At 68.3% G+C, this 26,014-nt stretch carries 30 protein-coding genes and 2 rRNA genes; 21 read left to right on the plus strand and 11 right to left on the minus strand.

Annotated elements, in window-relative coordinates; all coding sequences use genetic code 11:
• Both BMY74_RS32160 and rrf read left to right on the plus strand, forming a co-directional pair.
• Positions 1-131 (plus strand): 23S ribosomal RNA (locus BMY74_RS32160); the annotation flags it as partial.
• A 93-nt stretch (positions 132-224) separates the two neighbouring features.
• Positions 225-341: ribosomal RNA gene (gene rrf, locus BMY74_RS32165) — 5S ribosomal RNA — on the plus strand.
• Between the two features lie 57 nt (positions 342-398).
• Here rrf and BMY74_RS32170 read toward each other — a convergent pair.
• The gene (locus tag BMY74_RS32170; protein WP_143091778.1) at positions 399-2,582 is read right to left on the minus strand and encodes a P-loop NTPase fold protein; all 2,184 of its coding nucleotides are present in this window, start codon (positions 2,580-2,582) and stop codon (positions 399-401) included.
• Between the two features lie 99 nt (positions 2,583-2,681).
• On the opposite strand from BMY74_RS32170, the gene BMY74_RS32175 reads away from it, so the two are divergent.
• The 5 genes from BMY74_RS32175 to BMY74_RS32195 all read left to right on the plus strand — a co-directional run bounded on the left by BMY74_RS32175 (position 2,682) and on the right by BMY74_RS32195 (position 7,177).
• The gene (locus BMY74_RS32175; RefSeq protein WP_245786476.1) at positions 2,682-4,313 is read left to right on the plus strand and encodes a circularly permuted type 2 ATP-grasp protein; all 1,632 of its coding nucleotides are present in this window, start codon (positions 2,682-2,684) and stop codon (positions 4,311-4,313) included.
• A 9-nt stretch (positions 4,314-4,322) separates the two neighbouring features.
• Complete coding sequence (locus BMY74_RS32180) at positions 4,323-5,270, plus strand: alpha-E domain-containing protein (protein WP_089922280.1); 948 nt, start codon at positions 4,323-4,325, stop codon at positions 5,268-5,270.
• Between the two features lie 2 nt (positions 5,271-5,272).
• Complete coding sequence (locus BMY74_RS32185; protein WP_089922281.1) at positions 5,273-6,115, plus strand: transglutaminase family protein; 843 nt, start codon at positions 5,273-5,275, stop codon at positions 6,113-6,115.
• Between the two features lie 65 nt (positions 6,116-6,180).
• Positions 6,181-7,026 (plus strand): helix-turn-helix domain-containing protein, encoded by an 846-nt coding sequence (locus BMY74_RS32190; protein ID WP_143091779.1) that lies wholly within the window; start codon positions 6,181-6,183, stop codon positions 7,024-7,026.
• Positions 7,001-7,177, plus strand: a complete 177-nt coding sequence (locus tag BMY74_RS32195; RefSeq protein WP_089922283.1) for a DUF397 domain-containing protein — start codon at positions 7,001-7,003, stop codon at positions 7,175-7,177. Before BMY74_RS32190 ends, BMY74_RS32195 begins: the two co-directional genes overlap by 26 nt.
• Here BMY74_RS32195 and BMY74_RS32200 read toward each other — a convergent pair.
• A complete protein-coding gene (locus BMY74_RS32200; RefSeq protein WP_177230045.1) occupies positions 7,162-7,584 on the minus strand; it encodes a type II toxin-antitoxin system PemK/MazF family toxin in 423 nt (140 codons plus the stop codon). The genes BMY74_RS32195 and BMY74_RS32200 overlap by 16 nt on opposite strands.
• A gap of 89 nt (positions 7,585-7,673) precedes the next feature.
• On the opposite strand from BMY74_RS32200, the gene lepA reads away from it, so the two are divergent.
• Both lepA and BMY74_RS32210 read left to right on the plus strand, forming a co-directional pair.
• Positions 7,674-9,509, plus strand: coding sequence for a translation elongation factor 4 (gene lepA, locus BMY74_RS32205; RefSeq protein ID WP_089922285.1), 1,836 nt, complete (start codon positions 7,674-7,676; stop codon positions 9,507-9,509).
• 56 nt (positions 9,510-9,565) lie between these two features.
• On the plus strand, positions 9,566-10,102 hold the full coding sequence (locus BMY74_RS32210; RefSeq protein WP_089922286.1) for an EF-hand domain-containing protein: 537 nt from the start codon (positions 9,566-9,568) through the stop codon (positions 10,100-10,102).
• Positions 10,103-10,173: 71 nt separating this feature from the next.
• Here the strand turns inward: BMY74_RS32210 and BMY74_RS32215 are convergent, their stop codons facing one another.
• Together BMY74_RS32215 and BMY74_RS32220 are read right to left on the minus strand one after the other, a co-directional pair.
• Positions 10,174-10,359 carry a pyridoxamine 5'-phosphate oxidase family protein gene (locus tag BMY74_RS32215; protein WP_089922287.1) on the minus strand — a complete coding sequence of 62 codons (186 nt, stop codon included), beginning with the start codon at positions 10,357-10,359 and terminating at the stop codon, positions 10,174-10,176.
• On the minus strand, positions 10,356-10,946 hold the full coding sequence (locus tag BMY74_RS32220; protein WP_089922288.1) for a dihydrofolate reductase family protein: 591 nt from the start codon (positions 10,944-10,946) through the stop codon (positions 10,356-10,358). The genes BMY74_RS32215 and BMY74_RS32220 overlap by 4 nt, the downstream gene beginning before the upstream one ends.
• 92 nt (positions 10,947-11,038) lie before the next feature.
• Between BMY74_RS32220 and BMY74_RS32225 the strand changes: the two genes are divergently transcribed.
• Together BMY74_RS32225 and BMY74_RS32230 are read left to right on the plus strand one after the other, a co-directional pair.
• Positions 11,039-11,500: a winged helix-turn-helix transcriptional regulator gene (locus tag BMY74_RS32225; protein ID WP_089922289.1), complete on the plus strand. Its 462-nt coding sequence runs from the start codon at positions 11,039-11,041 to the stop codon at positions 11,498-11,500.
• Positions 11,501-11,537: 37 nt separating this feature from the next.
• Complete coding sequence (locus tag BMY74_RS32230; RefSeq protein WP_089922290.1) at positions 11,538-12,149, plus strand: class I SAM-dependent methyltransferase; 612 nt, start codon at positions 11,538-11,540, stop codon at positions 12,147-12,149.
• A gap of 53 nt (positions 12,150-12,202) precedes the next feature.
• Here the strand turns inward: BMY74_RS32230 and BMY74_RS32235 are convergent, their stop codons facing one another.
• On the minus strand, positions 12,203-12,430 hold the full coding sequence (locus tag BMY74_RS32235; protein WP_089922291.1) for a hypothetical protein: 228 nt from the start codon (positions 12,428-12,430) through the stop codon (positions 12,203-12,205).
• Between the two features lie 74 nt (positions 12,431-12,504).
• Positions 12,505-12,936, minus strand: coding sequence for an HD domain-containing protein (locus BMY74_RS32240; protein ID WP_218159816.1), 432 nt, complete (start codon positions 12,934-12,936; stop codon positions 12,505-12,507).
• Between the two features lie 98 nt (positions 12,937-13,034).
• Between BMY74_RS32240 and BMY74_RS32245 the strand changes: the two genes are divergently transcribed.
• The 4 genes from BMY74_RS32245 to BMY74_RS32260 all read left to right on the plus strand — a co-directional run bounded on the left by BMY74_RS32245 (position 13,035) and on the right by BMY74_RS32260 (position 18,733).
• Positions 13,035-14,507 carry a chitinase gene (locus BMY74_RS32245; RefSeq protein WP_089922293.1) on the plus strand — a complete coding sequence of 491 codons (1,473 nt, stop codon included), beginning with the start codon at positions 13,035-13,037 and terminating at the stop codon, positions 14,505-14,507.
• Positions 14,508-14,623: 116 nt separating this feature from the next.
• The gene (locus BMY74_RS32250) at positions 14,624-15,670 is read left to right on the plus strand and encodes a nitronate monooxygenase (RefSeq protein WP_089922294.1); all 1,047 of its coding nucleotides are present in this window, start codon (positions 14,624-14,626) and stop codon (positions 15,668-15,670) included.
• A gap of 10 nt (positions 15,671-15,680) precedes the next feature.
• Positions 15,681-17,204, plus strand: a complete 1,524-nt coding sequence (locus tag BMY74_RS32255; RefSeq protein WP_342718274.1) for a DUF885 domain-containing protein — start codon at positions 15,681-15,683, stop codon at positions 17,202-17,204.
• Complete coding sequence (locus BMY74_RS32260; RefSeq protein WP_089922295.1) at positions 17,204-18,733, plus strand: DUF885 domain-containing protein; 1,530 nt, start codon at positions 17,204-17,206, stop codon at positions 18,731-18,733. Before BMY74_RS32255 ends, BMY74_RS32260 begins: the two co-directional genes overlap by 1 nt.
• Here BMY74_RS32260 and BMY74_RS32265 read toward each other — a convergent pair.
• Both BMY74_RS32265 and BMY74_RS32270 read right to left on the minus strand, forming a co-directional pair.
• A complete protein-coding gene (locus tag BMY74_RS32265) occupies positions 18,708-20,126 on the minus strand; it encodes an amino acid permease (protein ID WP_089922511.1) in 1,419 nt (472 codons plus the stop codon). The genes BMY74_RS32260 and BMY74_RS32265 overlap by 26 nt on opposite strands.
• Positions 20,127-20,191: 65 nt before the next feature.
• Positions 20,192-21,157, minus strand: a complete 966-nt coding sequence (locus BMY74_RS32270; protein ID WP_089922296.1) for a zinc-binding dehydrogenase — start codon at positions 21,155-21,157, stop codon at positions 20,192-20,194.
• Between the two features lie 70 nt (positions 21,158-21,227).
• On the opposite strand from BMY74_RS32270, the gene BMY74_RS32275 reads away from it, so the two are divergent.
• Genes BMY74_RS32275 through BMY74_RS32290 form a run of 4 tightly spaced genes read left to right on the plus strand, consistent with a single transcriptional unit; the run spans position 21,228 to position 22,639 of the window.
• A complete protein-coding gene (locus BMY74_RS32275; protein ID WP_089922297.1) occupies positions 21,228-21,446 on the plus strand; it encodes a hypothetical protein in 219 nt (72 codons plus the stop codon).
• Positions 21,443-21,919 carry a guanyl-specific ribonuclease gene (locus BMY74_RS32280; protein WP_089922298.1) on the plus strand — a complete coding sequence of 159 codons (477 nt, stop codon included), beginning with the start codon at positions 21,443-21,445 and terminating at the stop codon, positions 21,917-21,919. The genes BMY74_RS32275 and BMY74_RS32280 overlap by 4 nt, the downstream gene beginning before the upstream one ends.
• Positions 21,916-22,179 (plus strand): barstar family protein, encoded by a 264-nt coding sequence (locus BMY74_RS32285; protein ID WP_089922299.1) that lies wholly within the window; start codon positions 21,916-21,918, stop codon positions 22,177-22,179. The genes BMY74_RS32280 and BMY74_RS32285 overlap by 4 nt, the downstream gene beginning before the upstream one ends.
• Positions 22,180-22,222: 43 nt before the next feature.
• A complete protein-coding gene (locus BMY74_RS32290) occupies positions 22,223-22,639 on the plus strand; it encodes a hypothetical protein (protein WP_143091780.1) in 417 nt (138 codons plus the stop codon).
• 12 nt (positions 22,640-22,651) lie between these two features.
• On the opposite strand, the gene BMY74_RS32295 is transcribed toward BMY74_RS32290, so the two are convergent.
• Positions 22,652-23,422, minus strand: coding sequence for an enoyl-CoA hydratase family protein (locus tag BMY74_RS32295; RefSeq protein ID WP_089922301.1), 771 nt, complete (start codon positions 23,420-23,422; stop codon positions 22,652-22,654).
• A 62-nt stretch (positions 23,423-23,484) separates the two neighbouring features.
• Here BMY74_RS32295 and BMY74_RS32300 point away from each other — a divergent pair, with 62 nt between their 5' ends.
• Together BMY74_RS32300 and BMY74_RS32305 are read left to right on the plus strand one after the other, a co-directional pair.
• Positions 23,485-24,099 carry a DJ-1/PfpI family protein gene (locus tag BMY74_RS32300; protein WP_218159817.1) on the plus strand — a complete coding sequence of 205 codons (615 nt, stop codon included), beginning with the start codon at positions 23,485-23,487 and terminating at the stop codon, positions 24,097-24,099.
• The gene (locus BMY74_RS32305; RefSeq protein ID WP_245786477.1) at positions 24,086-24,520 is read left to right on the plus strand and encodes a MarR family winged helix-turn-helix transcriptional regulator; all 435 of its coding nucleotides are present in this window, start codon (positions 24,086-24,088) and stop codon (positions 24,518-24,520) included. Before BMY74_RS32300 ends, BMY74_RS32305 begins: the two co-directional genes overlap by 14 nt.
• A gap of 28 nt (positions 24,521-24,548) precedes the next feature.
• Here the strand turns inward: BMY74_RS32305 and BMY74_RS32310 are convergent, their stop codons facing one another.
• Complete coding sequence (locus tag BMY74_RS32310) at positions 24,549-25,163, minus strand: hypothetical protein (protein ID WP_089922302.1); 615 nt, start codon at positions 25,161-25,163, stop codon at positions 24,549-24,551.
• A 265-nt stretch (positions 25,164-25,428) separates the two neighbouring features.
• A complete protein-coding gene (locus BMY74_RS32315; protein WP_089922303.1) occupies positions 25,429-25,929 on the minus strand; it encodes a hypothetical protein in 501 nt (166 codons plus the stop codon).
• Between the last annotated feature and the right edge of the window lie 85 nt (positions 25,930-26,014).

Raw genomic sequence — 26,014 nt, forward strand, 5'->3', positions numbered from 1 at the left:
CGTTCCAAGATGAGGTATCCCACCCTTTGTGGGTTAAGGCCCCCAGCTAGACCACTGGGTTGATAGGCCAGAGGTGGAAGACCGGTAACGGTTGGAGCTGACTGGTACTAATAGGCCGAGGACTTGTTACAAAGACGCTACGCATCCACTGTGCGGTTCTGGAAGAACAACCAGAACCGATCGAACCCGCAGGATCGGGGTTCTAGGTTGTAATTTCATAGTGTTTCGGTGGTTATAGCGTTGGGGAAACACCCGGTCCCATTCCGAACCCGGTAGTTAAGCCCTTCTGCGCCGATGGTACTGCACTGGTTACGGTGTGGGAGAGTAGGTCGCCGCCGAACTTAATTTGCCCTGCGGGTCGAACGCCACAAGCGCTCCCCGCAGGGCTTTTTTCGTGCTCAGAACAGCCTGTCGGCGAGCCTCGCCACCGCCGAGGCGTCGCAGTCCAGCAGCAGCTTCCGCAGGTTGGCTGCGGCACCGCGGTCGCCATAACCGAACCCGAGCTTGGCGATCTGCGTTCCCCAGCCGACGTCATCGCGCGCCGAGTCGGCCAGGCCCTTCCAACCACCGCGGAGCCGATGCAGGTAGGCGGGCCACCTCGTCGCGATCTCGGCGATGACCACCAGGTGAGCCGCTTCGTCCACGTCGACCGTTCCCAGAACACGCAGGTAGAACTGCCAGACGTTGAGCAGTCGCTTCTCCTCGCGCACCGACTGTTCCGGCTGGGCCCGCAGCCGGTGCCGTAGGACCTTCCGCACCTCCGCGTGCCGTTCGATGGCGATGATCTCCTGCTCGTTCGGCGGCAGGGGCTCGGACGGGCCGGCCGCGTCGGAGCCGTTCGACACGGGCTCCGGCTCGGACGGCAACGGCCGGTCCTCGTGCACTGAGCCGAGCTGAGCCAACAGGACGTCGTCGACGTTGTCCACCGTGGTGCGGGGCATCCGCACCGGGAGCTGCACGAGCTTGCGCAGGAACGTCCACCCCGGACTCGGATCGTCGGGGTGCGTCACGATGTCGGCGTCGGCGAGTTCCTTGTAGGCGTGGTCCACGTGCGATGCGACCACTGTCGTGTTGAGCCCCAGCACGAACCTCGTCGCGGGGAAGTCGTCGGACAGGAACACGTTGACCGCCTCGAACACCTGCGCCGTCGTGCGGGGTGTGCAGCGGTCGAGGTCGTCGATCAGCAGAACCAGCTGGTGCCCGTGTGCCCTCAGGTCCTCCAGCAACACCTGGACGTCGTGCTGGACGAGGTAGAGGTACCCGGCCCGTGCGTTGTAGTAGGGGTCCCGGATCAACGGATCCGTTGTGGTGCCGGAGAACGCGTTGCTCAGGACGGGCCGGGCGAACAGCTCCCCCGGCAGGAACGCGGACGCCCTGGCGAACAAGTACCTCCACCCCGTGTGCAGCACCCCGGCCGCGGCGAGACCGACGGTCACCCACCACGCCCATCCCAGCTTCAGGTTGGCCAGGGCGTTCAGCACTGTGAGCCCGAAGCCCAGCCCCGCCAACGACAGCAGCGGTGAGACGATTCGCTTCCACAGTTGGCGCTGCAGGTGCCTGCGGTCGACGCGCTCGGCGTTGCGGGTGAACCAGTACCGCTCCCGCATGTTCCGGTCCGGCATGATCGCCGCCTCCACCGCCTCGGTGACGGTCTTCGCGAGCCCGGCCCACACCTGCTCGCTCGACTGGTGACGCCAAGGGTTGAACGACACCACCAACGGCTTCGTCGTCGGCACCACCTCCGTCGGCCTGGGCTTGCGCGCCCCTTGCCTCCACAGCCCGCGGTCGGCGGCGAACACCGTGAGCCGCCGGCCGCGCGGAGCCTCCGCGGGCGGCACGGCCAACTGCTCCTTCACGAGCTCCAGCAACGTGCTCTTGCCCGAACCCCACGCCCCTTCGACGGTGATGACGGTCGGCGGGTCGTCCTCGCGCGGATCGAGCATGTCCCGCAGCGCGCGCACCAGCGCACCGCGGCCGAGCAGGTCCAGGCGTGCCACGCGGTCGCTGAACCCGCGCGTCGACACCACGCCGGTGCGCGGCGGCGCGGGTAGGCGGGGATCCCAGATGCGCAGCCTGCCGGTCTTCCCGCCGGACACGACGCGGGTCCTGCCGTCGACTCCGGTGAACGTGGCCAGCGTCGTGACGCGAGTCGCGCTGCTCTGGCCCACCTGGCGGCCGGTGCGCGGATCCCAGATCCGGACCGACCCGTCCTCGCTGCCGGAGACCAGCAGCGGACCTCCCACGGCCGGGAGCACCGCGAGCGCCGTGACCGGCGTCCGGTGCCCTTTCAACGTCGCGAGCACGTGGTCTTCCTCGAGCACCGTGATGGTGACGTCCTCCGCCCAGATCGTCAGGTCCTCGATCTGCACCGTTCGGGTCGGCCGCTGCTCCCGCACCCTGGTCCTGAGGCTCGGGGAGTGGCCACCGGTGCGCGGGTTCACGAGCTCGGGAGGACGCTCCGGCTCGTCGAAGCTGACCACGAGCCGTGGATCAGGAGGGTCGACCACCGCGATGCCGATGATCGGAGCCCTGAGCTGGATGGTGCGTTCGAGTTCCATGCCAGGCGGCTCGGCTGAGGTCACGCCTCCAAGGTCGGGAAAGGGACGGGTTTCGTTTCCGGGAAGTTTCTTGTCCGGTCGGACTAGTGCGCAATCGCCGCAGGTGGGGTGAAGATGTGGACCATGGAACACCGAGCCCGCACCTCAGGACTGCGCCGCAGCCGCACGGTCACCGCGCCGAGGCTCGGTGAGCTGTTCAACGGCTATCTGAATCCCGCACGGCCGCATGCCGGCGCCTACGACGAGATGTTCTCCACGGACAGCGGGGTGCGCTCGGCGTATCGCGCGCTGTACGACTCGGTGGCTCCGTCGCAGGTCAACGACCTTAACGCGCGCAGTGAGGCGCTCGGTCGCGCCTTCGTGGACCAGGGGATCACGTTCTCGCTGAGCGGGCAGGAGCGGCCGTTCCCGCTGGACCTGATCCCGCGCATCATCACCGCGAGCGAGTGGTCGAAGCTCGAAAAGGGGATCGTGCAACGGGTTCGGGCGTTGGAGATGTTCCTCGCGGACATCTACGGCGACGCCCAGATCGTTCGGGATGGAGTGTTGCCGAGGCGTCTCATTACGTCGTGCGAACATTTCCACCGCGAGGCGGCCGGCATCAGTCCGCCCAACGGTGTGCGCATCCACGTGTCGGGTGTGGACCTCGTGCGGGACGAGCAGGGGACGTTCCGGGTGCTCGAGGACAATCTCCGGTGTCCTTCCGGCGTCTCGTACGTCATGGAGAACCGGCGGACGATGGCGCGCGTGTTCCCCGATCTGTTCGCACGGCATCGCGTGCGCGCGGTGGGTGACTACGCGGTGCATCTGCTCAGGGCGTTGAGGAATGCTGCCGCGCCCAACGCGGCCGATCCGAACGTCGTCGTGCTCACGCCCGGGCTGGGGAACTCCGCCTACTTCGAGCACTCGTTGCTGGCGAGGCAGATGGGTGTGGAGTTGGTGGAGGGGCGGGACCTGTTCTGCCGCGACAACTTCGTGTACCTGCGGACCACCGAGGGCGAGCGGCAGGTCGACGTCATCTACCGGCGCATCGACGACGACTACCTCGACCCGGTGCACTTCCGGCCCGACTCGGTGCTGGGCATCGCCGGGCTGGTGAACGCGGCGCGGGCCGGCAACGTCGTGGTGGCCAACGCCATCGGCAACGGGGTGGCGGACGACAAGCTCGTCTACACCTACCTGCCGGAGATCGTGCAGTACTACCTCGGCGAGAAGCTGTTGCTGCCCAACGTGGACACGTTCCGGTGCTGGCTGCCGGACGAGCGGGCGCACGTGTTCGACAGGATCGACGAGCTCGTCGTGAAGCCCGTCGAGGGGTCCGGCGGCTACGGGATCGTGTTCGGGCCGGACGCGACCACGAAGCAGCTCAACTCGTTGCGCAAGCGGATCAAGACCAACCCGCGCGGGTGGATCGCGCAGCCCGTCGTGCAGCTCAGCACGGTGCCCACCAAGGTCGGCGACAAGCTGGTGCCGCGGCACGTGGACCTGCGGCCGTTCGCGGTCAACGACGGCAACTTCATCTTCGTGCTGCCCGGCGGGCTGACGCGCGTCGCGTTGCCGGAGGGCAGCCTCGTCGTCAACTCCTCGCAGGGCGGCGGGTCGAAGGACACGTGGGTGCTCGCGGCGAAGTCGTCCACGCAGGAACGGGAACTGGCCGAGCCCGGGCTCGCCGGACCGTCCGACATGGAGTCGACCGCGGCCGAGCAGGGGCCCGAGCTGACCACTTCCCAGCAACAGCAACAACAGCAGCAGTAGGGAGGCGAAGTGCTCGCACGCAACGCGGAGTCGCTGTACTGGATCGGCCGCTACGTCGAACGGGCCGACGACACCTCGCGCATCCTGGACGTCTCGGTCCACCAGTTGCTGGAGGACGCGACCGTCGACCCGGACGCCGCGTCCCGGCGGTTGCTGACGGTCCTGGGGATCAAGCCCCCGGACGGGGCCGACCAGTTCGACGTGTGGTCGCTGACGGAACTGGTGGCGTACAACAAGGACAACCCCAGCTCCATCGTGTCGTCGGTCAACAGCGCGCGCGAGAACACCCGTGGTGCGCGCGAGGTCGTGTCGACCGAGATGTGGGAGTGCCTCAACGCGATGTGGAACGCCGTCGCGGAACGGCAGACCTACGCGCGCACGATGGGTCCGCACGCGTTCTTCAGCTTCGTCGAGGAACGGGCGGCGATGTTCGCGGGCCTCGCGGACTCCACGATGTCGCGAGACGACGGGTGGCGCTACCTCGTGCTGGGACGGTCGGTCGAGCGCGTCGACATGATCGTGCGGCTGCTGCTCGCGCACGTCGGTGACAAGGCGTCGTCTCCCGGCTGGGTCACGGTTCTCCGTTCCGCCGGTGCGCACGACACGTACTTAAGGACGTACCGCGGTGCGTTGGACGCGTCGAGAGTGGTGCAGTTCCTGTTGTTGGACAGGCTGTTCCCGCGGTCGGTGTTCCACGCGCTGAGGCAGGCCGAGTCGTGCCTGGAACAGCTGGAGAACCAACCGTCCGTGCGCGTCGGTGCGCGCGCGGAGGCGTTGCGGTTGCTCGGCCAGGCGCGCAGCGAGCTGGAGTTCCTGCGGCCGCACGACTTGCTTCCGGACCTGCCGAAACGCCTTGCCGCACTGCAACAAACGGTGCGTGACGTCGGTGAAGCGGTGTCGCTCCAGTACTTCCACACGGCGCAGTGGGTCGCCTGGACGAACACCGAGGTGGGCTGACCATGAGCTGGCGAGTGCGTGTCGTGCACACGACGGGTTACGTCTACGAGGCACCGGTCGTGCAGTCGTACAACGAGGCACGGCTGACACCACGTGGTGACCGCAAGCAGAACGTGGTCGTGTCACGCGTCGAGACGACGCCTGCGACCCGTGCGTACCGGTACACCGACTACTGGGGCACGGAGGTCACGTCGTTCGACCTCCACGCGCCGCACAAGGAACTGCAGGTAGTCGCGTCGTCCGTGGTGGAGACGAGCGCGGAGATCGAGCCGGTGACGACCGGAACGTGGGCGGACCTGAAGGAAGACGACCTAGTCGATCGCTACACGGAGTTCCTGGAACCCACGCTCTACACGCCGCGCGATCGCGAACTGCTGGCGAAGGCCCGCGAACTCAAGAAGGGCAGGACGCCGTCCGAGGCCGTGCTGGCCGCCTCGCAGTGGGTGTGGGAGCAGCTGACGTACCAGCCGGGGTCGACGGGCGTGCACAGCTCCGCGGTCGACGCGTGGCACGAACGCAAGGGCGTCTGCCAGGACTTCGCGCACCTGACGCTGGTGTCGTTGCGCGGCATGGGAATCCCGTCGCGGTACGTCTCCGGCTACCTCCACACCAAGGAGAACGGGCCGTTGCGGGAGACCGTGCGCGGCGAGTCGCACGCGTGGATCGAGGCGTGGACCGGCGGGTGGTGGGGGTACGACCCCACGAACGCGATTCCGGTCGGGCCCCGGCACATCTGGGTCGCGCTCGGCCGCGACTACGCGGACGTGGCGCCGTTGAAGGGGATCTATTCGGGTGGGGCGGCTACCGCCCTCGAGGTCACCGTGGACATCACACGGCTTGCGTAGGGGCCTTTGTTTTCACCCGAATGAGCCCCTTCATTGGACCGACTGCAATCCCTAGCGTCGGCCCTATGAGTGTGATCACATCGACGGCGTGCAGCAGGGCTTTGGGAGACGAGCTGCGCCGGCTCCGGGAGTCCTGCACCGACCTGGGCGGTGCCCACATGGCCCTGCGGCTGGGCTGGCACCCGAGCAAGGTGACCAACATAGAGAAGGGCAAGGCGCGCGCCAGCGAGATCGACCTGGTGCAGTTCCTGACGGCGTGCGGCAAGGACATCGACTTCTTCGAGGACTTCCGCAGGCGCTACAGGCACGCCTTCGACGAGTACGTGGTGCAGGTGAACGAAGAACTGCGCACGGTCGCTTTCGCCGAGTCGACGGCGGTGACGCTCACCAGCTACTCCGCGCGGGGCATACCGGGCCTGACGCAGACACCGGAGTACGCGGACGCCCTGTACCGGCTGGGCGGGTTCGTCGCGGAGGAGCGGATCCCGAACCTCGTGCGGTTCCGGATCGAGCGGCAGGCGATCCTGCGGCGGCACGACCGGCCGACCTGCGTGTTCTTCGTGCACGAGCTCGCGCTCCGGCAGAAGGTCGGAGACGACCAGGTCATGGAGGACCAGTACGCCAAGCTGCTCTTCAGCGGGTTGGACATCCGGATCGTGCCCGCGGACGTCGTGGTGCCCTCGTCGGGCTGCGTCCTGTGGTCGTACGAGAAGGCGGCATCGGTCGTCTACTGCGAGGCGGACCTCGTGAACGTGTTCGTGCAGGACCCGGGAGCCATCGCGCGGACCAGGCTGCTCTTCGATCACCTGGAGCGAGTCGCGTTGGATGCGGGACAATCGCGGACGAAGCTGGCGGAGTACGTCAGCCCACCGCGAGAGGAATTCGATGGCCGGGGACCGCGTCTGGCGTAAGAGCAGCTACAGCGGAGCGACCGAGGGCGGCGAGTGCGTCGAGGTGTCGATCGCTCGCGACGTCCTGGTGCGTGATTCCAAGAACGCCGGCGCGGGCACGCTGAGGTTCAGCGCACCCGCGTGGCGTGCGTTCGTTCAGCGCCAGCCGTGACGTTCGCGTAGGGCGTCGACGACCTCACCGAACGCGGCGGGGGCGAGCACGGCGCCCTCGCGGCGGATGTCGTCGTCCGAGGCGAGGGCGAAGACGCGGTCGAGGCGCAGGTACGAGGGCCTGCCCTCGCGGTCCCAGGCGCCCGCGCCCAGTTCGAGGAAGTCGTCGCGCGGCTCCTTCGAGGAGAGCATCAGCGCGACCAGGTCGCCGTCGGCGTGGCCCACGACGAGCAGCGGGCGGTCCTTGCCGCGGTTGGCGTCCTCTTCAAAGGGAACCCAGGCCCAGACGACCTCGCCGGGGTCGGCGTCGCCGTCCATGGTGGGGGAGTAGTCGAGCTTCGCGGCCCTCGCCGCGTCGAAGATTTCGCGTACCGCGCCCTTGGCCGGGCGGGGGTCCTCACCGTTCATCAGCACGAACGCACCCTAGTGGTGCAGAGCACGCCGGCCACTATGGGACCATAAGGGGACACCCGTCCGATTTCCTGTTGAGGACTGCCTTGACCACGTTCGCCGACACGACCTTCACGCCTCCGGAGCTCATCCGGAACTTCTGCATCATCGCGCACATCGACCACGGCAAGTCGACGCTGGCCGACCGCATGCTGCAGCTCACCGGCGTGGTCGAAGCGCGGGCGATGCGCGCTCAGTACCTCGACCGCATGGACATCGAACGTGAGCGCGGCATCACCATCAAGGCGCAGAACGTGCGCCTCCCGTGGCAGGTCAACGGGCAGGACCACGTCCTGCACATGATCGACACACCCGGCCACGTCGACTTCACCTACGAGGTCTCGCGCGCGCTGGAGGCCTGTGAGGGCGCGATCCTGCTGGTCGACGCCGCGCAGGGCATCGAGGCGCAGACGCTCGCGAACCTGTACCTGGCGATGGAGAACGACCTCACCATCATCCCGGTGCTGAACAAGATCGACCTGCCGGCCGCCGACCCCGACAAGTACGCGAAGGAGATCGCGCACATCGTCGGCTGCGAGCCGGATGACGTGCTGCGGGTCTCCGCGAAGACCGGTCTGGGCGTCGAGGCGCTGCTCGACGAGGTCGTGAAGCTCGTCCCGCCGCCCGTCGGCGAGGCCGACGCCCCGGCCCGCGCGATGATCTTCGACTCGGTCTACGACACGTACCGCGGCGTCGTCACGTACATCCGCGTGGTGGACGGCAAGATCACGCCGCGCGAGCGCATCAAGATGATGTCGACGGGTGCCACGCACGAGATCCTCGAGGTCGGCATCGTCTCGCCCGAGCCGAAGCCGTCGCGCGGTCTCGGCGTCGGCGAGGTCGGTTACCTGATCACCGGCGTGAAGGACGTGCGCCAGTCGAAGGTCGGCGACACGGTGACGTCCGAGAAGAAGGGCGCCACCACCCCGCTCGCCGGCTACCGCGAGCCGCGGCCGATGGTCTACTCGGGCCTGTACCCGGTCGACGGCTCCGACTACCCGGAGCTCCGCGAGGCGCTGGAGAAGCTGCAGCTCAACGACGCCGCGCTGACGTTCGAGCCGGAGACCTCGGCCGCGCTGGGCTTCGGTTTCCGCTGCGGCTTCCTCGGCCTGCTGCACCTCGAGATCACGCGCGACCGCCTCGAGCGCGAGTACGGCCTGGACCTGATCTCCACGGCTCCGAACGTCGTGTACCGCGTGGTGATGGAGGACGGCACCGAGCACGTCGTGACGAACCCGTCCGACTGGCCCGAGGGCAAGCGCGCCGAGGTGTACGAGCCCGTCACCAAGTGCACGATCATCGCGCCGTCGGACTACATCGGCGCGATCATGGAGCTCTGCCAGGCCAAGCGCGGCCAGCTCGGCGGCATGGACTACCTGTCCGAGGACCGAGTCGAGCTGCGCTACACGATGCCGCTCGGCGAGATCATCTTCGACTTCTTCGACTCGCTGAAGTCGCGCACCCGCGGTTACGCCTCCCTCGACTACGAAGAGTCGGGCGAGCAGGACGCGGAGCTCGTCAAGGTCGACATCCTGCTGCAGGGCGAGGCCGTGGACGCGTTCTCGGCGATCGTGCACAAGGACCACGCGTACGGCTACGGCACGCGCATGGCCACGAAGCTGCGCGAGCTCATCCCGAGGCAGCAGTTCGAGGTGCCGATCCAGGCCGCGATCGGCTCGCGCGTGATCGCCCGCGAGACGATCCGCGCGATCCGCAAGGACGTGCTCGCGAAGTGCTACGGCGGTGACATCACCCGCAAGCGCAAGCTGCTCGAGAAGCAGAAGGAAGGCAAGAAGCGCATGAAGATGGTCGGCCGGGTCGAGGTGCCGCAGGAGGCCTTCGTCGCCGCGCTGTCCACGGAGGAGCCGAAGGGCAAGAAGTAGGTTCAGCTGTTCGTGCGACTGCCGACGTTGAGCCATGTTGCCTAACGTCGACAGTCGTGACCTCTGCTTTGAGCCATGAGAACGACGTCCGCCGCTTCCAGAAGTGGGACGCCGACAACGACGGTGTGATCGACCGCAGCGACTACGAGGCCGAGGCGCGGCGGATCGTCGCGGCGTTCGGTGAGAGCCTGAACAGCGGCCGCGGTCGTGCCGTCATGGAGGCGTTGATCGATCTCCACTGGCGTCAGGCTGAGGCCGCCGGGGTGGGGCCCGGCGGTGTGATGAACCAGGAGCAGTACCTGGCGGCCAACCAGGAGTTGATGTTCGGCCGCGGTGACGAGGGATTCGACTCGTTGCTGCGGCCGGCCATCGCGGCGATCGCCGACCTGTGCGACACCGACCGCGACGGGCTGGTGAGCCGGGTGGAGCTGCGCCGCTGGCTCGGGTCGGCGGTGGGGTTGAGCGACGCCGACTCGGATGCCGCCTTCGACCGGATCGACCTCGACGGTGATGGCGCTTTGACGGTGGACGAGCTCGTGATCGCGGTGCGCGAGTTCCACTACGGGCGGCTGGACATCCCGTTGCTGGGCTGAGCGCTCGTCATTTCTGGCGAGTGCGGTGACCGCCGAGGGCTACTTCGGTTTCGGCGACGGAGCCGGGGTGCTCAGGCGACTGCGATGAGGGCGACGACCCGTTCCTCGTCGCGGCCGTAAGGCGCCCCGATGTACTTGATGTGGTCGCCGTGCGTGCCGATCCACAGCGGCACCGAGTGCGGTGCGCCGTCGGGCAGGAGCGTGGCCAGGTGGGCGATCGGGGTGCCGTCGAGCACCTCGCGCAGTTCCGCGTTCATCGCTGCACCTCGTAACGCAGGTGCGTGACGCCAGGGGCGGGGACGGCTTCGACCAACTGGAGCCGCACGTGCTGCGGTAGTTCCTGGAAGAACGGGCGGCCTGCGCCGAGCAGCACGGGCACCTGGTGCAGCACGATCTCGTCGACGAGCCCGGCCTCGAGTGCCGACGCCAGGACTCCGCCGCCCATCAGGCCCACGTCGCGGCCGTCGGCCAGGTCGCGGGCCGCGGTGATGGCGGATTCGACGGTGGTGGCCGGGGTCTGCTGGTCGCTCAGCGACGGCACCGGGGTGTGGCTGAGGACCACGACGCGGGTGTTCGGGACCGGGCTGCCGCCACCGAAGCGTTCGGAGTCCTCGTAGGTCTTGCGGCCGGCGACCAGAGCGCCCACCCGTGCGGCGAGGGCGTCGAAGAGCGGTGCGCTGGCCTCGCTCAACTTGAAGCCGTCGAAGACGGTGCTGGGGACGGTGCCGTCGAAGTACCAGTCGAACAGCGTGCCGCCGTCACCGAGGCCGTGACCTGGGCGGGCGTCGCGGCCGGTGATGTAGCCGTCGACCGACACCGCGTGGGCGCTGATCACCTTGCTCATCGCTCACTCCTCGTTGGGGTTCCTTGAAGAGACTTCGTGACCGTAGCAGGTTGAAGTTCCTTTAGGGAACCCCGAGTTGGTAGGCTCGAGCCATGCAGCGGACCAGTTTCAGTGGGATGGCGTGTTCGATCGCGCGCACGCTCGACGTCGTCGGGGAGCCGTGGACGCCGCTGATCCTGCGGGACGTGTGGGTCGGGATGAACCGGTTCGAGCAGCTCCAGGCCGATCTCGGGATCTCGCGCAAGGTGCTCACCGAGCGGCTGAACCACCTGGTGGAGCAGGGGGTTCTGGACAAGAGGCCGTACGACCAGCGGCCGCGGTACGAGTACGTGCTCACCGCGAAGGGCACCGAGTTGATCGACCTGCTCATGGTGATGAAGGGCTGGGGCGACCGGTGGCTCGCGGGGGAGGCGGGGCCGCCGGTGCTCTACCGGCACCACGCCTGCGGGGAGATCTCGGACGTCGAACTGCGGTGCGACCACTGCGGGGAGTCGATGCGCGCGGGGGACGTCGACCTGCTGCCCGGTCCTGGTGTTGCTGGTTCGGCAACGTAGTTTGCCGATCCGGCACGAGAAGAGGCACCTTGAAGTCATGACGACTGCGCAGGAGTTCTGGGAGACCTTCTACTCGGAGCGGGACCAGGTGTGGTCCGGCAACCCGAATCCGTTGCTGGTGCGGGAGGTCGAACGGCTCGCGCCCGGCAGCGCGCTCGACGTCGGGTGCGCGGAGGGCGGGGACGCCGTGTGGCTCGCGAAGCGCGGGTGGCGGGTGCTGGGGGTCGACGTGTCGCAGGTGGCGCTGGATCGGGCGCTCAAGCACGCGCACGACGCCGGCGTCGAGATCTCCGTGGAGCGGCACGACCTCAAGGTGACGTTCCCCGACGGGTTGTACGACCTGGTGAGCGCGCAGTTCCTGCACTCGCCGGTCGAGGAGGACGGGGAGCGCAACAGCATCCTCAAGAGGGCCTCGCAGGCCGTGGCTCCCGGTGGGCACCTGGTCATCGGCGGGCACGCCGGGGCGCCGTCGTGGTCCGAGCACCAGGACTACTACTTCCCGACGACCAAGGACGTGCTCGACCACCTCCAGCTCAAGGACAACTGGATCATCGTCACCGACGAGGTGGTGGAACGGCCGCTGACGGGGCCGGAGGGGCAGCAGGAGATGCGCAAGGACAACGTCCTGACGCTCAAGAGGTTGTTCTAGAAACGCAGAAGGCCACCCTCGGCGGCATTGCCGGGGTGGCCTCAGGATGTTCGTCAGGCGGTGCGCATCAAGCGGTCCATCGCCTGGCGGTTGATGATCGAACGGATCTCGCCGGTCTCCTCCGCGCTGTGGCGGGAGAGGATGGCGTCCAGCTCGAGTCGGTCGCTCTCCGTGGTGTAGCTGGCCAACTGCCGCTCCAGGCTCTGACGCTTCACCCGAGCCGCGCGGCGCGTGGCAAGGCTTGAACGCAGGGACTTCACGGACAGGTCGTGGCGGGTCATCGTGTCCTTCCAATCCTGGTTACGTTTCGATAATACACCCTGTTCAAGCGACCTGTACCGATGAAGAAGGCGAGTTACCTCACGTAGGAGGCGAGCAACCCGAGCGCGCGGGCGTACTTGGCCTTCAGGCGCTCCTGCGTCTCCTCGTCCAACCGGGCCATGCGGGTGGGGGAGAGGTTGTCGCCGATGTCGGCGTGCTTCACGGAGAGTGCCAGCGGGTTCGCGGCCACGCGGCGCAGGTAGTCCTCCTGCGGCTCGTCCGGGAGGTGCGACAACGCCACCACCGCGTCGACGACGACCGGCGGGCAGTCGCGGGCGAGGAGGTCGTCCGCCGTCACCGCCGTGTCCTCGATGACGTCGTGCAGGACGGCGGCCATCTTCTCGTGCTCTCCCGTCACGGAGGCCATGACCCGCAACGGATGTCCGATGTACGGCCGGCCCGACTTGTCGACCTGCCCGTCGTGCGCGGAGGTGGCGATCGCGATGGCGTCTTCGAGGGTGAACACGGGCATCAAGCTAAACCAGGACTTGACCAAGTGCAGTGGTCTAGTCCATTTTTAGTCCACTCACAACATGGCCGCCGCATGATGTGTGGAGGTGGACCATGTCCAAGACCAGACGAGCAGCGATAGCGCTGCTCGCCGCGCTCTTCTCGTGCGCCGGTCTGGTGTTGGTGATCAACGGCAGCGCCGCCGCCGCGAACCTCGCGGCCAACAGCGGCTTCGAGGCCGGCAACCTCAGCGGCTGGACCTGCACCGAGGGCACGAGCGTCACCAACAGCACCAAGCGCACCGGCACGTACGCGCTGCAGGGCGCCCCCGTCGGCCAGAGCAACGCGCGGTGCCAGCAGACCGTTCCGGTGCAACCGAACACGGCCTACAAGCTGTCCGCGTGGGTGCAGGGCAGCTACGTCTACCTCGGCGTCACCGGTGGCGTGGAGAAGAACACCTGGACGCCCGGATCGAGCGGCTTCAGCCAGCTGAGCCTCGACTTCAACTCCGGCGGTGCCAGCAGCGTCACGATCTACCTGCACGGCTGGTACGGGCAGCCCGCGTACTTCGCCGACGACGTGAACCTCGACGGCCCCGGCACACCGCCGACGACCACGAGCACCACGACGTCGACCACCACCACTACGACGACCACGACGACCACCACCACGACGACGAGCAACCCGCCGAACACCGGTCTGCCCAAGCACGTGCTGACGGGCTACTGGCAGAACTTCTACAACGGTGCGCGCGCTCTGAAGCTCGCCGACGTCCCCACCACCTACGACATCATCGCGGTGTCGTTCGCCGACGCCACGGCGGTGCAGGGCCAGGTCGCGTTCAACCTCGACCCCGGCCTGAGCAGCCAGCTCGGCGGCTACACCGACGCGCAGTTCCGCGCCGACATCCGGACGGTCCAGAACCGCGGCCAGAAGGTGATCATCTCCGTCGGCGGTGAGAAGGGCACGATCAGCGTCGGCAACTCCACGGCGGCCACGAACTTCGCCAACAGCGTCAAGGGCCTCATCTCGTCCTACGGCTTCGACGGCGTCGACATCGACCTGGAGAACGGCGTCAACGCCCAGTACATGGGCCAGGCGCTGCGCGACATCCACGCCGGCGGCGGCAAGGTCATCACGATGGCGCCGCAGACGATCGACATGCAGAACGTCAACGCCGAGTACTTCAAGCTGGCGCTGGCGACCAAGGACATCCTGACGATCGTCAACATGCAGTACTACAACTCCGGTTCGATGCTCGGCTGCGACCAGCAGGTCTACAGCCAGGGCACGGTCAACTTCCTGACCGCGCTCGCGTGCATCCAGTTGCAGTCCGGCCTGCGCGCCGACCAGGTCGGCCTCGGCCTGCCCGCGTCGCCGTCCGGTGCCGGTGGCGGTTACCAGTCGCCGTCCAACGTCAACAACGCGCTCAGCTGCCTCGCCCGCGGCACGAACTGCGGGACGTTCAAGCCGAGCACGACCTGGCCGTCCATCCGCGGCGCCATGACGTGGTCGATCAACTGGGACGCCTCCAACAACTGGCAGTTCGCGAACACCGTCGCCCCTCATCTGGACTCCCTGCCCTAGATGATGGAACGGTCGGCGCCACGTCCACTGTGGACGTGGCGCCGTCGTGTTCCCGAGTCGGCAACGACACACGCTTCCACCAGGCATTCCACGCCGGATCGCACTAGGTTGTCCTCATGTTCCACACGCTGGCCGTGCCCGTCATCGCCGCGCCCATGGCAGGTGGCCCCTCCACCCCCGAGCTGGTCGCCGCGGTGAACGAGGCGGGCGGGTTCGGGTTCCTCGCGGCGGGGTACATCACCGTCGAGCAGCTCGCCGAGAAGATCGTGCGCACGAGCGAGCTGACCAGCAAGCCGTTCGGGGTCAACCTGTTCGTGCCCGGCACACGCTCGACAGCGGACCTCACGTCGTACGTGCAGCGGGTCGCGTCCTACGCCGAGAAGGTCGGCACGGCGCCCGGTGACCCGCGCTGGGACGACGACAACTACGCGGCGAAGCTCGAACTCGTGCTGGCGCTGCGGGTGCCCGTGGTGTCGTTCACCTTCGGCCTGCCCGACGTGGACGACGTCCAGCGGCTCAGGGCGGCCGGTTCCACGATCGTCGTGACGGTCACCACCCCGGCCGAGGCGCGGCAGGCGCAGCAGATCGGCGCGGACGTCGTGTGCGTGCAGGGGTCGGACGCGGGCGGTCACCGCGGCACGTTCGCCGACGACGGCGTCTCGCCCGGCGGCGGCGAGCTCTACGGCACCCTCGCGGCGATCCGGCTCGTGCAGAGCGCGGTCGACCTGCCGGTGATCGCGACCGGTGGTCTCGTGACGGGCGCCGACGTCGCGGCCGTGCTGGCGGCGGGGGCCGTGGCGGCGCAGCTCGGCACCGCGTTCCTCGGCTGCCCGGAGGCGGGAACCAATGCGGCCCAACGGGAAGCGCTCGCCGAGGGAGTCCGGCGCACGGCGCTCACGCGGGCGTTCAGCGGCAGGCCGGCGCGGGGGCTCGTCAACAGGTTCCTGATCGAGCAGGGGCCGCACGCCCCCGCCGCGTACCCGAACGTGCACCACCTCACGAAGCCCGTGCGGGCGTCCGGCGAGGTGGAGGTCATGTCGTTGTGGGCGGGCACCACGTACCCGATCGCCACGGCCGAACCGGCGGGCGCGATCGTGGAGCGCATCGGGGCCGAGCTGACGGAAACGATCAATTCCTTGGCAGAGCGGTTCCGGCGCGGCTAAGAAGGAGGGCGTGACCTCGCTCTCCGATGAGATGTTCCAGGCGATGATGGACTGGAACCCGCTGTTCGCCACGCTCGTCGGAGTCCCCGGCTGGGACGACCGGCTCGACGACGTCAGCGTCGACGGTCACCAGGCGTTGCGGCGGCGGCTGACCGGGATCCTCGACCGCCTCGACGGCAGCGACGAGGACCGGGTGTCGCGGGACGTGATCCGGCACCAGGCCGAGTCGATCATCACGTTCATCGACGCGCGGCTGGTCGAGCACTCGGTGTCCAGGGGCACGAACGCGCCGGTCGCGAGCATGCTCAGGGCCACCTCGCAGATCGACTTCTCCCGGCGGCGGCACCTCGTGCCGCGGCTGCTGGAGCAGGCCGGGCGGAGGCTGGTCGAGACCGACCGCAGGCCGTTGCGCCGGCACGTGGACAACGGCGCCGCGTACGTCGAGCGGTTCCTCGCCTCGCCGCGGCAGGAGTGGGAGGGCGAGGAGGACCTGCGTCCGGCGTTCGCCCGGTACCGCGAGGTCCTGCTGGGGCTGCCCGGTCGTGACGACGAGCAGGCCGGTCTGTGCTGGCTGCCCGACGGCGAGGAGAACTACCGCAAGCTCGTCCGCGACTACACGACCGCGTCCTACAGCCCGTCCGAGCTGCACCGGCTCGGGCTCGACCTGATCGCCGGGCTGCACGAGGAGTACACGGAGATCGGATCACGGGTCTGGGGCGTCAGCGACGTCCACGAGATCTTCCGGCGGCTGCGCACGGACCTGTTGTGGGACAACGAGGACGACATGCTCGTCCACGCGGTCGAGGCCGTCGCGCGGGCCGAGGCCGAGGCGCCGAACTGGTTCGGGCGGCTGCCGAAGGCGCGGTGCGAGGTCCGTTTCGTGCCGGAGGTCGACCGCCACAACGCCGCGTTCGCCTACTACGAGGACGCCGCCCTGGACGGGTCGCGTCCCGGCACGTACTTCGTGAACCCCTTGAACGCCACCGGCCGCAGCCGCACCGTCGCCGAGGTGACGGCGTTCCACGAGGCCGTGCCCGGACACCACTTCCAGCTCTCGATCGCCGCCGAGACCGAGCTGTCGAACCTGCGCAAGTTCGCGTTCATCGACTCCTACCTGGAGGGCTGGGGCCTCTACACCGAGCGCCTGGCCGACGAGATGGGCCTCTACTCGTCCGACGAGGCACGCCTGGGCATGCTGGGGCTCGACGCGATGCGCGCCGGGCGGCTGGTGGTCGACACGGGCCTGCACGCGCTCGGGTGGCCCCGGCAGCAGGCCGTCGACTACCTGCGCGAGAACACCGCCATGGACGACGCGGAGATCGGTTCCGAGGTCGACCGGTACATCGAGGCGCCGGGGCAGGCGCTCGCGTACATGGTGGGGCGCCTGGAGATCCAGCGCGTGCGCGAACAGGCCCGGTCCGCGATGGGCGACCGGTTCGACGTCAAGGCTTTCCACGACCTGGTGCTGGAGAACGGCGTCGTGCCGTTGCCCACGCTCGGCTCACTCGTTTCCGACTGGTCCGGGAGGGCCTGATGTCACTCGCTGACGACATGTTCCAAGCACTCATGGACCACTCGCCGCTGCAGGCGGCGATGCTGGGCGTGCCGGGGTGGGAGGACGGGCTCGGTGACCTGAGCCCCGAGGGGCAGAAGGCCGACCGGGACCGGATCGCCGCGCTCCTGGAGAGGGCCGAGACGGACGACACCGAGGACGCCGTCACGCTCGCGGTGATCAAGCAGCAGGGACGGGCGGTCGTCGACCGCATCGACGCGAGGCTCGTCGAACACAGCGTCGCGACCATGAGCTCGCCGGTGAACAGCCTGCTCCTGATCGCGTCGAAGCTCGACGTGTCGCAGCGCCTCGGCGAGTTCCCGCGCTACGTCGAGCAGGCCGCCGCACGGGTCCGCGACTCCGACCGGCGCCCGTTGAGCCGGCACCTGGAGACCGGTGTGCAGCGGATGGACGCGTTCCTCGCGTTGCCGGCGCAGGAGTGGGAGGGCACGCACTCCGACGGCATCCGCACCGCCGTCGCCGGGTTCCGCGACGTGCTGGCATCCGTCGAGGACGGGCGCGGCGACGACAAGGCCGGTCTGTGCTGGCTGCCCGAGGGCGAGCGGAACTACGCGAACCTGGTCCGCAACTACACCACGACCTCCCGCACACCCGACGAGCTGCACCGGCTGGGGTTCGACGTCATCGCGTCGCTGCGCGAGGAGTACGCGGAGATCGGGTCGCGGGTCTGGGGCGTCTCGGACGTGCCCGAGATCTTCCGGCGGCTGCGCACGGAACTGTTGTGGGACAACGAAGAGCAGATGCTCGAGAGTGCCGTCGAGGCGATCGCCCGCGCCGAGGCCGAGGCGCCGAAGTGGTTCGGGCGCATGCCCGGCGTCGGCTGCCAGGTGCGTCTCGTGCCGCAGGAGGAGCAGCGCACGTCGGCGATCGCGTTCTACCAGCCCGCGTCGGCCGATCGTTCACGCCCCGGCACGTACTGGCTGAACCCGTTGGGCGCCACCGAACGCAGCCGCACGCTGTCCGAGGTGACGGCGTTCCACGAGGCCGTTCCGGGCCACCACTACCAGTTCACGATCTCGTCCGAGACCGAGCTGCACAACGTGCGCAAGTACGCGTTCATCGAGGCGTACCTGGAGGGCTGGGGCCTCTACACCGAGCGGCTCGCGGACGAGATGGGGCTGTACTCGTCCGACGAGCAGCGCCTCGGCATGCTGGGTCTCGACGCGATGCGCGCCGGGCGGCTCGTGGTCGACACCGGCATCCACGCGTTCGGCTGGTCGCGGCAGCAGGCCGTCGACTACCTGCGCGACAACACGGTCATGACCGAGCCCGAGATCCACAGCGAGATCGACCGGTACATCGAGACGCCCGGCCAGGCCCTCGCGTACATGGTGGGGCGCCTGGAGATCCAGCGCATCCGCGGCGAGGCCGAGACGAAGCTGGGCGACCGGTTCGACGTGCGCGCGTTCCACGACCTGGTGGTGGGGAGCGGCGCGGTGCCGCTCTCCACCCTCGACCAGATCGTCACCTCGTGGACCGACGCTCCATGACGGAGTGCCGCTTCGAGTAGGCGAAGTAGATGATCAGGCCGATCACGAACCAGGCCGCGAACCGCAGCCAGGTCTCCGGGTTGAGGAACGTGATCAGCCAGATCGAGAAGATGATGCCGATGACCGGCACCACGGGCATGCCCGGCGTCCTGAACGTGCGGGGCAGGTCGGGCTGCTTGTAGCGCAACACGATCACGGCGACGCACACGACGACGAACGCCAGCAGGATGCCGATGTTGGTGAGTTCGGCGGCCTCCGCGATCGGCAGGAAACCGGCGATGACCGCGGAGGCGATGCCGAGCACCCAGGTGATGCGCGACGGCACGTGCTTCACCGGGTGCGTCTTCGCGAACCACGGGGGCAGCAGGCCGTCGCGGCTCATCGAGAAGCCGACGCGGGCCGCGCCCAGCAGGAACGTGAAGAGCACCGTCGTGATGCCGAGGATGGCACCGACGCTGATGATGATGCCCAGGGCCGGCAGGCCGATGTCGGCGAACGCCGTGGCGAACGCGGACTCCGAGTCGACGTCCTTGTAGTTGACCATGCCCGTGAGCACGAGGCAGGCCAGCACGTACAGGACCATCGACACGGCGAGCGAGTAGATGATCGCCTTCGGCATGTGCTTCTGGGAGTCCTTCGACTCCTCGGCCGCTGTCGACATGGCGTCGTAGCCGAACACCGCGAAGAACACCGTCGCCGCACCCGTGAGCGCACCCGAGATGCCGAACGGGAAGAACGGGTTGTAGTTGTCGGTGTTGATGTGGAACGCGCCGACGACGATGACGAGTGCCACGACCGCGATCTTCAGGTACACCAACGTGGTCTCGAAGCGTGCGGCGTTCTTCATGCCCATGTTCAGCACGAACGCGATGAGCAGGCACAGCAGCACGGCGAACAGGTTCACCTTGTACGTGCCCGCGGCGACGTCACCGGTTTCTGTTCCTGGAGCGCCCAGCATCCACTGCGGTAGGTGGATGTCGAGCAGGCTGAGCAGCTCGGTGAAGTAGCCCGAGATGCCGATCGCGACCACCGCCACGATCGCGGTGTACTCGAGCAGCAGGTCCCAGCCGATGAACCAGCCGACGATCTCGCCCAGCACCGCGTAGCCGTAGGTGTAGGCGCTGCCCGCCTTGGGGATCAGGCCCGCGAACTCCGCGTACGAGAACGCCGCCGCCGCGCTCGCGACACCGGCGATGAGGAACGAGACCAGCACCGCCGGGCCCGCCGTCTTGTTCGCGACGGCGCCGGCCAGCGAGAAGATGCCGGCGCCGATGATGCCACCGATTCCGATGGCCGTCAGTTGCCACAGGCCCAACGTCCTGGTGAGCCCGTCGCCGTTGTCCTCAGCGATCTGATCTATGGGCTTGCGCCTGAAAACGCCCTGCGTGGTCATGCGGACCACTGTCACGCGGTTCGGCGGGAGCCGCTCGGCAGAAGGGCGTTTTGCGCGCTTTGCCACTAGCGGCTGAGGACGATCTTGCCCGCCGTCTCGCCGTCCAGCATCGCCTTGAGGCCCTGCTCGGCGTCCTCGAACCTCAGCTCGGCACCGATCTGCGGCTTCAGGTCGTTCAGGGCGCAGAACTGGATCAGGTCGCCCAGCTCCTCCCGCGTGCCCATGGTCGAGCCGACCACGCGCAGCTGCAGGAAGAAGAGCCGCTGGAGCTCGGCCGCGGTGGCGTCACCGGACGTCGCGCCCGAGATGACGACGATGCCACCGGGCTTGAGCGACTTCATCGAGTGCGACCAGGTGGCCTTGCCGACGGTCTCGAACACCGCGTCGACCCGTTCGGGCAGCCGGGCGCCGGACTCGAACGTCTCGTGGGCACCGAGGCTCTGGGCGAGCGCGCGCTTCTCCTCCGTGCGGCCCGTGACCCACACGCGGAACCCGGCGGCACGGCCGAGCTGCACGAGCGCCGTCGACACACCGCCCGACGCGCCCTGCACGAGCATCGTCTGGCCGGGGCGCAGACCGGACTTCACGAACAGCATCCGGTACGCCGTGAGCCACGCCGTGCCCATGCAGGCGGCCTCGGCGAACGACAGGCCGGCGGGCTTGGGCAGCGCGTTGCGGGCCGGAACCACGACGTAGTCCGCGAACGTGCCCTGGTGCTTCTCGGTGAGCAGCGTGCGCTTGGGGTCGAGCGTCTCGTCACCGGACCAGTCCGGGTCGCCGATGACGGAGTGCAGCACCACCTCGGTGCCGTCGTCGAGCACGCCCGCGCCGTCGCAGCCGAGGATCATCGGGAACTGCTCGGCCTTGATGCCGACCCCGCGCAACGTCCACAGGTCGTGCATGTTGAGGCTGGCCGCCCTGACCGCGACGCGCACCCACCCGGCCGGGACCTCGGGATCGGGGCGCTCCCCGACGCGGAGCGAGGCCAGCGGGTTCTCGGGACCGGGTTCTGCTGCGTAGACGGCGAACATGGTTCGCAACATACCCACCTGGATCGTGGCCGAATGCCGTGACACGGGTCACGCGACTACTCTCGGGGTCGTGGACTGGCTGGTGCAGTGGTGGGACGGGGTCGAGCTGTGGGTCGTGCAGCTGCCCGTCGCCGTGCAGTTCCCCGTCGTGATGATCGTGGTGTTGCCCCTCTGCCTGGGCGTGGCGCGGCTGATCGACAGGGTCGCTGACTGGGGTGCGAACAACCCGGCGTCGGTCGGCGCTCCCGAGCCCGACCCGGAGCCCGAGACGGAGAAGGTCGCCGCGTGAGTCCTGGTCGTCGCCTGACCGTCGCACTGGTCGGGCTCATCGCTCTGGTCGTGATCGGGTGGTTCGTCAAGGACACCACCGCCTCGGACCCCGTGCCGCCGTCCTCGTCCTCCTCGCCGTCGGCGACTGCCGCGTCTTCCGGGTCTTCCGGGTCGCAGGCGGGCGCCGTGCCCGGAGCGTCGTCCGGCATGGACGTGCAGGCGCTGTCGAAGCTGCCCGCCGAGGCCGCGAAGACGTGGAAGCTGATCGAGGCCAACGGGCCGTTCCCGTACCCGCGCAACGACGGCGTGACGTTCCAGAACCGGGAGAAGCGGCTGCCCGCCAAGAACTCCGGGTACTACAAGGAGTACACGGTGCCGACGCCGGGCAGTCCGGACCGAGGTGCGCGGCGGATCGTCACCGGGTCGGAAAAGGAAGTCTTCTACACCGGCGACCACTATTCGTCGTTCGTCGTCGTGGACGTGAAGAAATGAAACGGCACATTCTCGTTTCGGAGAAGTCGGCCGCGATCTCGGCCATTGCCGCCGCGCTCGACTTCCCGTCGTGGTTCGGGCAGAACCTCGACGCGCTCTACGACAGCCTGACCGATCTCTCGTGGCTTCCCGCAGGTGAGTACGTGCTGGTCGTGCCGGTGGACCTGGACCGGTCGGTGCTGGAGGTGCTGCGGGACGCAGTGGAGCAGACCGCCGAGTCCGGTGACCGGAAAGTGCGCGTGATTCGCACGGAAAGGTGATCCGGGCTGCGGATTCGTCGTCCGGAGTGGACAGTGCCGTTCCATGGAGACGCAATTCCGCCGTGTGAGCTGTGTGCTCGGCGCTGCCGTGGTTCTCGGACTGCTGTGCCCCACCGCGTCGTTCGCCGGTGATCCGGACTGCTCGCAGGAGAAGCCTTTCTCGCCGTTCGAGACGCTCGACGGCGACAACCCCGTGACGATGCCGAACGGCCGTGTGATCGAACTGCGGGCGTCGAACACGTCCAAGTGCGCGTGGGGGCGCATCTCGCACGGCACGCCCGGCGAGGAGATCTGGACCGACCGCAAGGAGCCCTCGGCGAACGGGCACGAGGGCTTCCTCGGGTACACCAGGATCGACTCGGGTTCGGCGAAGTACACCGACGCGTTCAAGAACGACGGCAAGCTGATGCGGGCCTGCGGGTCGTCGCAGGGCCGCATCGAGTGCACCGGCTGGTTCTAGCCTTCCGCCGGATCAGTCTTCGGCGGGCACCCAGGACGGCTTGCGCTTCTCCCGGAACGCCGTGATGCCCTCCTGGCCCTCCGGGCCGCCGAAGTGCCGCGCGGACAGCTCGAGCATGTCCGCGAAGACCTCGCCGAGGTTCGTGGACCGCTCCTGCTGGAGCATCTCCTTGGTGGCGGCCAGGGCGGTGGGGGCGCCGAGCGCGAGCATGTCCGTGTAGCGGCGGACCTCGGCCTCGACGTCGTCCGTGGCGGCGTTGAGCAGGCCGATCTCCTTGGCGCGCTGCGCGTCGAACGTCTCGCCGGTGAGGAACAGCTCGTGGGCCTGGCGGGGGAGCAGCCGCGGCAGCACCGTCACCGAGATGACGGCCGGCACGACGCCGATGCGGACCTCGCTGAACGCGAACGTCGCCTTGGCGTCCGCGACGGCGATGTCGCACGCCGCCACGATGCCGACACCACCCGCGCGCGCCGGGCCGTTGAGGGCGGCGACGACGGGCTTCGGGCTGGTCCAGAGCTGTTCGAGGATCGCGGGGAACTCGTTGACGCCCTGGTCGCCCGCACTCGCGCCGGCGGCCTCCTTGAGGTCCATGCCGGAGCAGAACACCGGGCCCGTGTGGGTCAGCACGACCACGCGCACGCCGTCGTCCTTCGCCGCCGTGGTCAGGTGTTCCCCGAGCTCCCGGCGCAGCTGCGACGACAGCGCGTTGCGGTTGTGGGGGGAGTCCAGCGTGATCGTCGCGATGCCACGCCGCACCTCGTAGTGGACCAGCTCTTCTGCCATGTGGCTGACCTTAGCTCCCGGGTTGGTTGACAGCATGCTGTCAAATATGACAGTCTGCTGTCATGACACAGACGGTGTACCTCGTTCTGTCCGACGGCATGGCGGACTGGGAGTACGGCCACGTGGCCGCGCAGGTGAGCCTGCAGCAGTTCCAGCAGCAGGCGGGGCGGTACGAGATCCGGACGGTCGGCTTGACGCTCGACCCGGTCCGCACTCTCGGCGGGGTGCGGATGTTGCCGGACGTGGCCGTGGAGGACGTGTCCGTGGAGGGCGCGGCGATGCTCGTGATGCCCGGCGGCGACGGGTGGGAGACCGGTGCGCTGGCGGTGTTCGGGAAGCTCGCGCGGACCTTCCGCGAGGCGGGCAAGCCGATCGCGGCGATCTGCGGCGCGACGGTCGCGCTGGCGGCCGAGGGGCTGCTCGACGACGTACCGCACACGTCGAACTTCCTGGAGGGGCTTGGTTCTTACGGGGGCGCGGCGTTCTACCGCGACGAACGGGTCGTGCGCGCTGATGGCGTGATCACGGCGGGCGGTGCTTCGTCGCTGGAGTTCGCGCGAGAGGTGCTGGCGGAGCTGGAGACGTTCTCTCCCGCGACTTTGGACGCTTGGTACGAGTTCAACCGGGTGGATTCGGTCGAGGCGTTCGGGAAGCTGGTGGCGAGTGTCCAGGAGTGAGTCGGGTGACGTGCTGACCGACGTCGTGATGAGGACGTTCCGCCTGTACGGGGCGTTCCTCGACGCGGCCGAGGTGATGACGAAGCCGGTCGGCCTGACCGCGGCGTGGTGGCAGGTGCTCGGCGCCGTGCTGCGCGAGCCGTTGTCGGTGTCGGGCGTGGCGCGGGAGATGGGCCTGGCCCGCCAGTCCGTGCAGCGGATCGCGGACCTGTTGGTGGACAAGGGTTTGGCGGAGTACCTGCCGAACCCGGCACACGCCCGCGCGAAGCTGATCCGGCCCACTGCAGAGGGATACGCGGCTGTCGAGCGGCTGCGGGAGGCGCAGCACGAGTGGGCGAACCGCGTCAGTGCGCAGGTCTCCTTGGAAGACCTGCGCACGACGCTCGCGACTATGACCAAGCTGGTCGCGGCTACCTCCTGATGCCCGGCAGGGGTGGGGGCGTCAGGTTCTAGCCGATCGTGGTCGTGGTCAGCACGGGGTTCGGGTCCGGGTAGCCCTTCGCGGCCGCGTCGACCGGGAACCCGAACACCGTCACGACGGCGGTGAAGGTGAGGCCGGGGACGTCGTAGCTGGTGCCGCCCAGCTTCGTGTCGATGGACCCGGCCGCACCCGCCGTCAGGTTGATCGTGACGGTCGGCAGCTCGAAGTTCGCGCCACCCTTGATCGGCCCGGGCACGCTCAGCACGACGTCGTTGCCCTGCAAGCCGATCGTCGGCGTGCCACCGAGCCCGGACCCGCCCGCGAGGCTCGCCGAGGCGAACGTCGAGTTGGCGGGTACCGGCAGCTTCAGCGCGAGCCCCTTGATCTCCCGCACCTGCCGGCCACCGGCCTCGGACGGGATGGTGTTGGGCGTGGGGTCGATGGTGACCGCGAGGCTGCTACCGGGCGCGGTGGTGGCGGGCGCCGACGCGTCGACGCCCTGGTCGAGCGTGAAGTCCGACGACTGCCCGGCGGCACTGGCGCGGAGCTTGTAGGTGATGGTCTGCGGCGCCTCAGCTGACGCGGTGGTGGCGAACACCAGCATGGGCACGAGTGCGGCTGCTGCGATTGCGGCTAGCTTCATGACCTCTCCCCGATGAGTGGACGAGGGACACTTCCAGCACGCGGCGTAATCACTTGCCTACTCATGAGTAGGTTTCACGTCAACGGTTCACAGTTCACATGGGCCGAACGGCGCTGCCTGTTCGATCTTGTGGCGGCGTCCGGAAGTGGCGTGGTGCAGCGGTTGGGGTCAAATGTGCTAGGCTGTGCGCATAGCCTCTGCCACTAGGTGGAGGAAGTGAGCCCAGGTGCGCTTCCGGACGGTTGCTGCCTGGGCTTCGCGCTTTTCAGGGTTGGATGCGGGTCACCACAGGACTGATCCGCCGCGCCCAGTCACCACCGGCCCCCAGACACCAGGCGACGGCGTCGCTCACCCACAGTGCAGGGTCGGCGGACGACTGGATGTGCTCGTAGACGATGCCTGCGTCGCGGGCCTTCGTACGCGCGAGAACCACGCGATCACGGCCGTTGCCGGCGTGGTCGCGTGAATCGAGGACGAGCCTGCTCACCCCTCTCCCGACTGCTTCGGCCACCAGCCGCTCCAGGAGAACCGCTCGCGCGGAATCGCCCTTCTCGCAGCTGGACACCACGACCACGTCGAATGCTCGCTCAACGATCCGCGAGACGATGAACTTGCGACGGCTGTCCTTCTCCGACTTGAAGTGCACCCGGCGTTCGCCGGGCAGGAGCAGGCTCCGCATCAATGAGCGGGTCGAGTGCAGTGCGGCGGGGGCGACGAGCGTCGCGGCTAGGAGGTGACCGCCGCGCTCGGTCTCGTCGACGAACATATGCATCCAAACAGGATCGCAGGTCGGACCGTCAATCCCCGCTCGGGTGCATGTACGTCAATCAAGGACTTGCTTGCGCCACAAG

This window comes from Lentzea albida (assembly GCF_900111005.1).
In the GTDB taxonomy this organism is placed as follows: domain Bacteria; phylum Actinomycetota; class Actinomycetes; order Mycobacteriales; family Pseudonocardiaceae; genus Lentzea; species Lentzea albida.

Coding starts and splice junctions, on each gene's coding strand:
- BMY74_RS32185 (WP_089922281.1), top strand. CDS start 5,273: ATGAGCTGGCGAGTGCGTGTCGTGCACACGACGGGTTACGTCTACGAG.
- BMY74_RS32285 (WP_089922299.1), top strand. CDS start 21,916: ATGAAACGGCACATTCTCGTTTCGGAGAAGTCGGCCGCGATCTCGGCC.
- BMY74_RS32315 (WP_089922303.1), bottom strand. CDS start 25,929: ATGTTCGTCGACGAGACCGAGCGCGGCGGTCACCTCCTAGCCGCGACG.
- BMY74_RS32220 (WP_089922288.1), bottom strand. CDS start 10,946: ATGAGCAAGGTGATCAGCGCCCACGCGGTGTCGGTCGACGGCTACATC.
- BMY74_RS32200 (WP_177230045.1), bottom strand. CDS start 7,584: ATGAACGGTGAGGACCCCCGCCCGGCCAAGGGCGCGGTACGCGAAATC.
- BMY74_RS32300 (WP_218159817.1), top strand. CDS start 23,485: ATGACACAGACGGTGTACCTCGTTCTGTCCGACGGCATGGCGGACTGG.
- BMY74_RS32245 (WP_089922293.1), top strand. CDS start 13,035: ATGTCCAAGACCAGACGAGCAGCGATAGCGCTGCTCGCCGCGCTCTTC.
- BMY74_RS32295 (WP_089922301.1), bottom strand. CDS start 23,422: ATGGCAGAAGAGCTGGTCCACTACGAGGTGCGGCGTGGCATCGCGACG.
- BMY74_RS32260 (WP_089922295.1), top strand. CDS start 17,204: ATGTCACTCGCTGACGACATGTTCCAAGCACTCATGGACCACTCGCCG.
- BMY74_RS32215 (WP_089922287.1), bottom strand. CDS start 10,359: ATGAACGCGGAACTGCGCGAGGTGCTCGACGGCACCCCGATCGCCCAC.
- BMY74_RS32290 (WP_143091780.1), top strand. CDS start 22,223: ATGGAGACGCAATTCCGCCGTGTGAGCTGTGTGCTCGGCGCTGCCGTG.
- BMY74_RS32195 (WP_089922283.1), top strand. CDS start 7,001: ATGGCCGGGGACCGCGTCTGGCGTAAGAGCAGCTACAGCGGAGCGACC.
- BMY74_RS32190 (WP_143091779.1), top strand. CDS start 6,181: ATGAGTGTGATCACATCGACGGCGTGCAGCAGGGCTTTGGGAGACGAG.
- BMY74_RS32175 (WP_245786476.1), top strand. CDS start 2,682: ATGGAACACCGAGCCCGCACCTCAGGACTGCGCCGCAGCCGCACGGTC.
- BMY74_RS32265 (WP_089922511.1), bottom strand. CDS start 20,126: ATGACCACGCAGGGCGTTTTCAGGCGCAAGCCCATAGATCAGATCGCT.
- BMY74_RS32310 (WP_089922302.1), bottom strand. CDS start 25,163: ATGAAGCTAGCCGCAATCGCAGCAGCCGCACTCGTGCCCATGCTGGTG.
- BMY74_RS32270 (WP_089922296.1), bottom strand. CDS start 21,157: ATGTTCGCCGTCTACGCAGCAGAACCCGGTCCCGAGAACCCGCTGGCC.
- BMY74_RS32225 (WP_089922289.1), top strand. CDS start 11,039: ATGCAGCGGACCAGTTTCAGTGGGATGGCGTGTTCGATCGCGCGCACG.
- BMY74_RS32235 (WP_089922291.1), bottom strand. CDS start 12,430: ATGACCCGCCACGACCTGTCCGTGAAGTCCCTGCGTTCAAGCCTTGCC.
- BMY74_RS32250 (WP_089922294.1), top strand. CDS start 14,624: ATGTTCCACACGCTGGCCGTGCCCGTCATCGCCGCGCCCATGGCAGGT.
- BMY74_RS32230 (WP_089922290.1), top strand. CDS start 11,538: ATGACGACTGCGCAGGAGTTCTGGGAGACCTTCTACTCGGAGCGGGAC.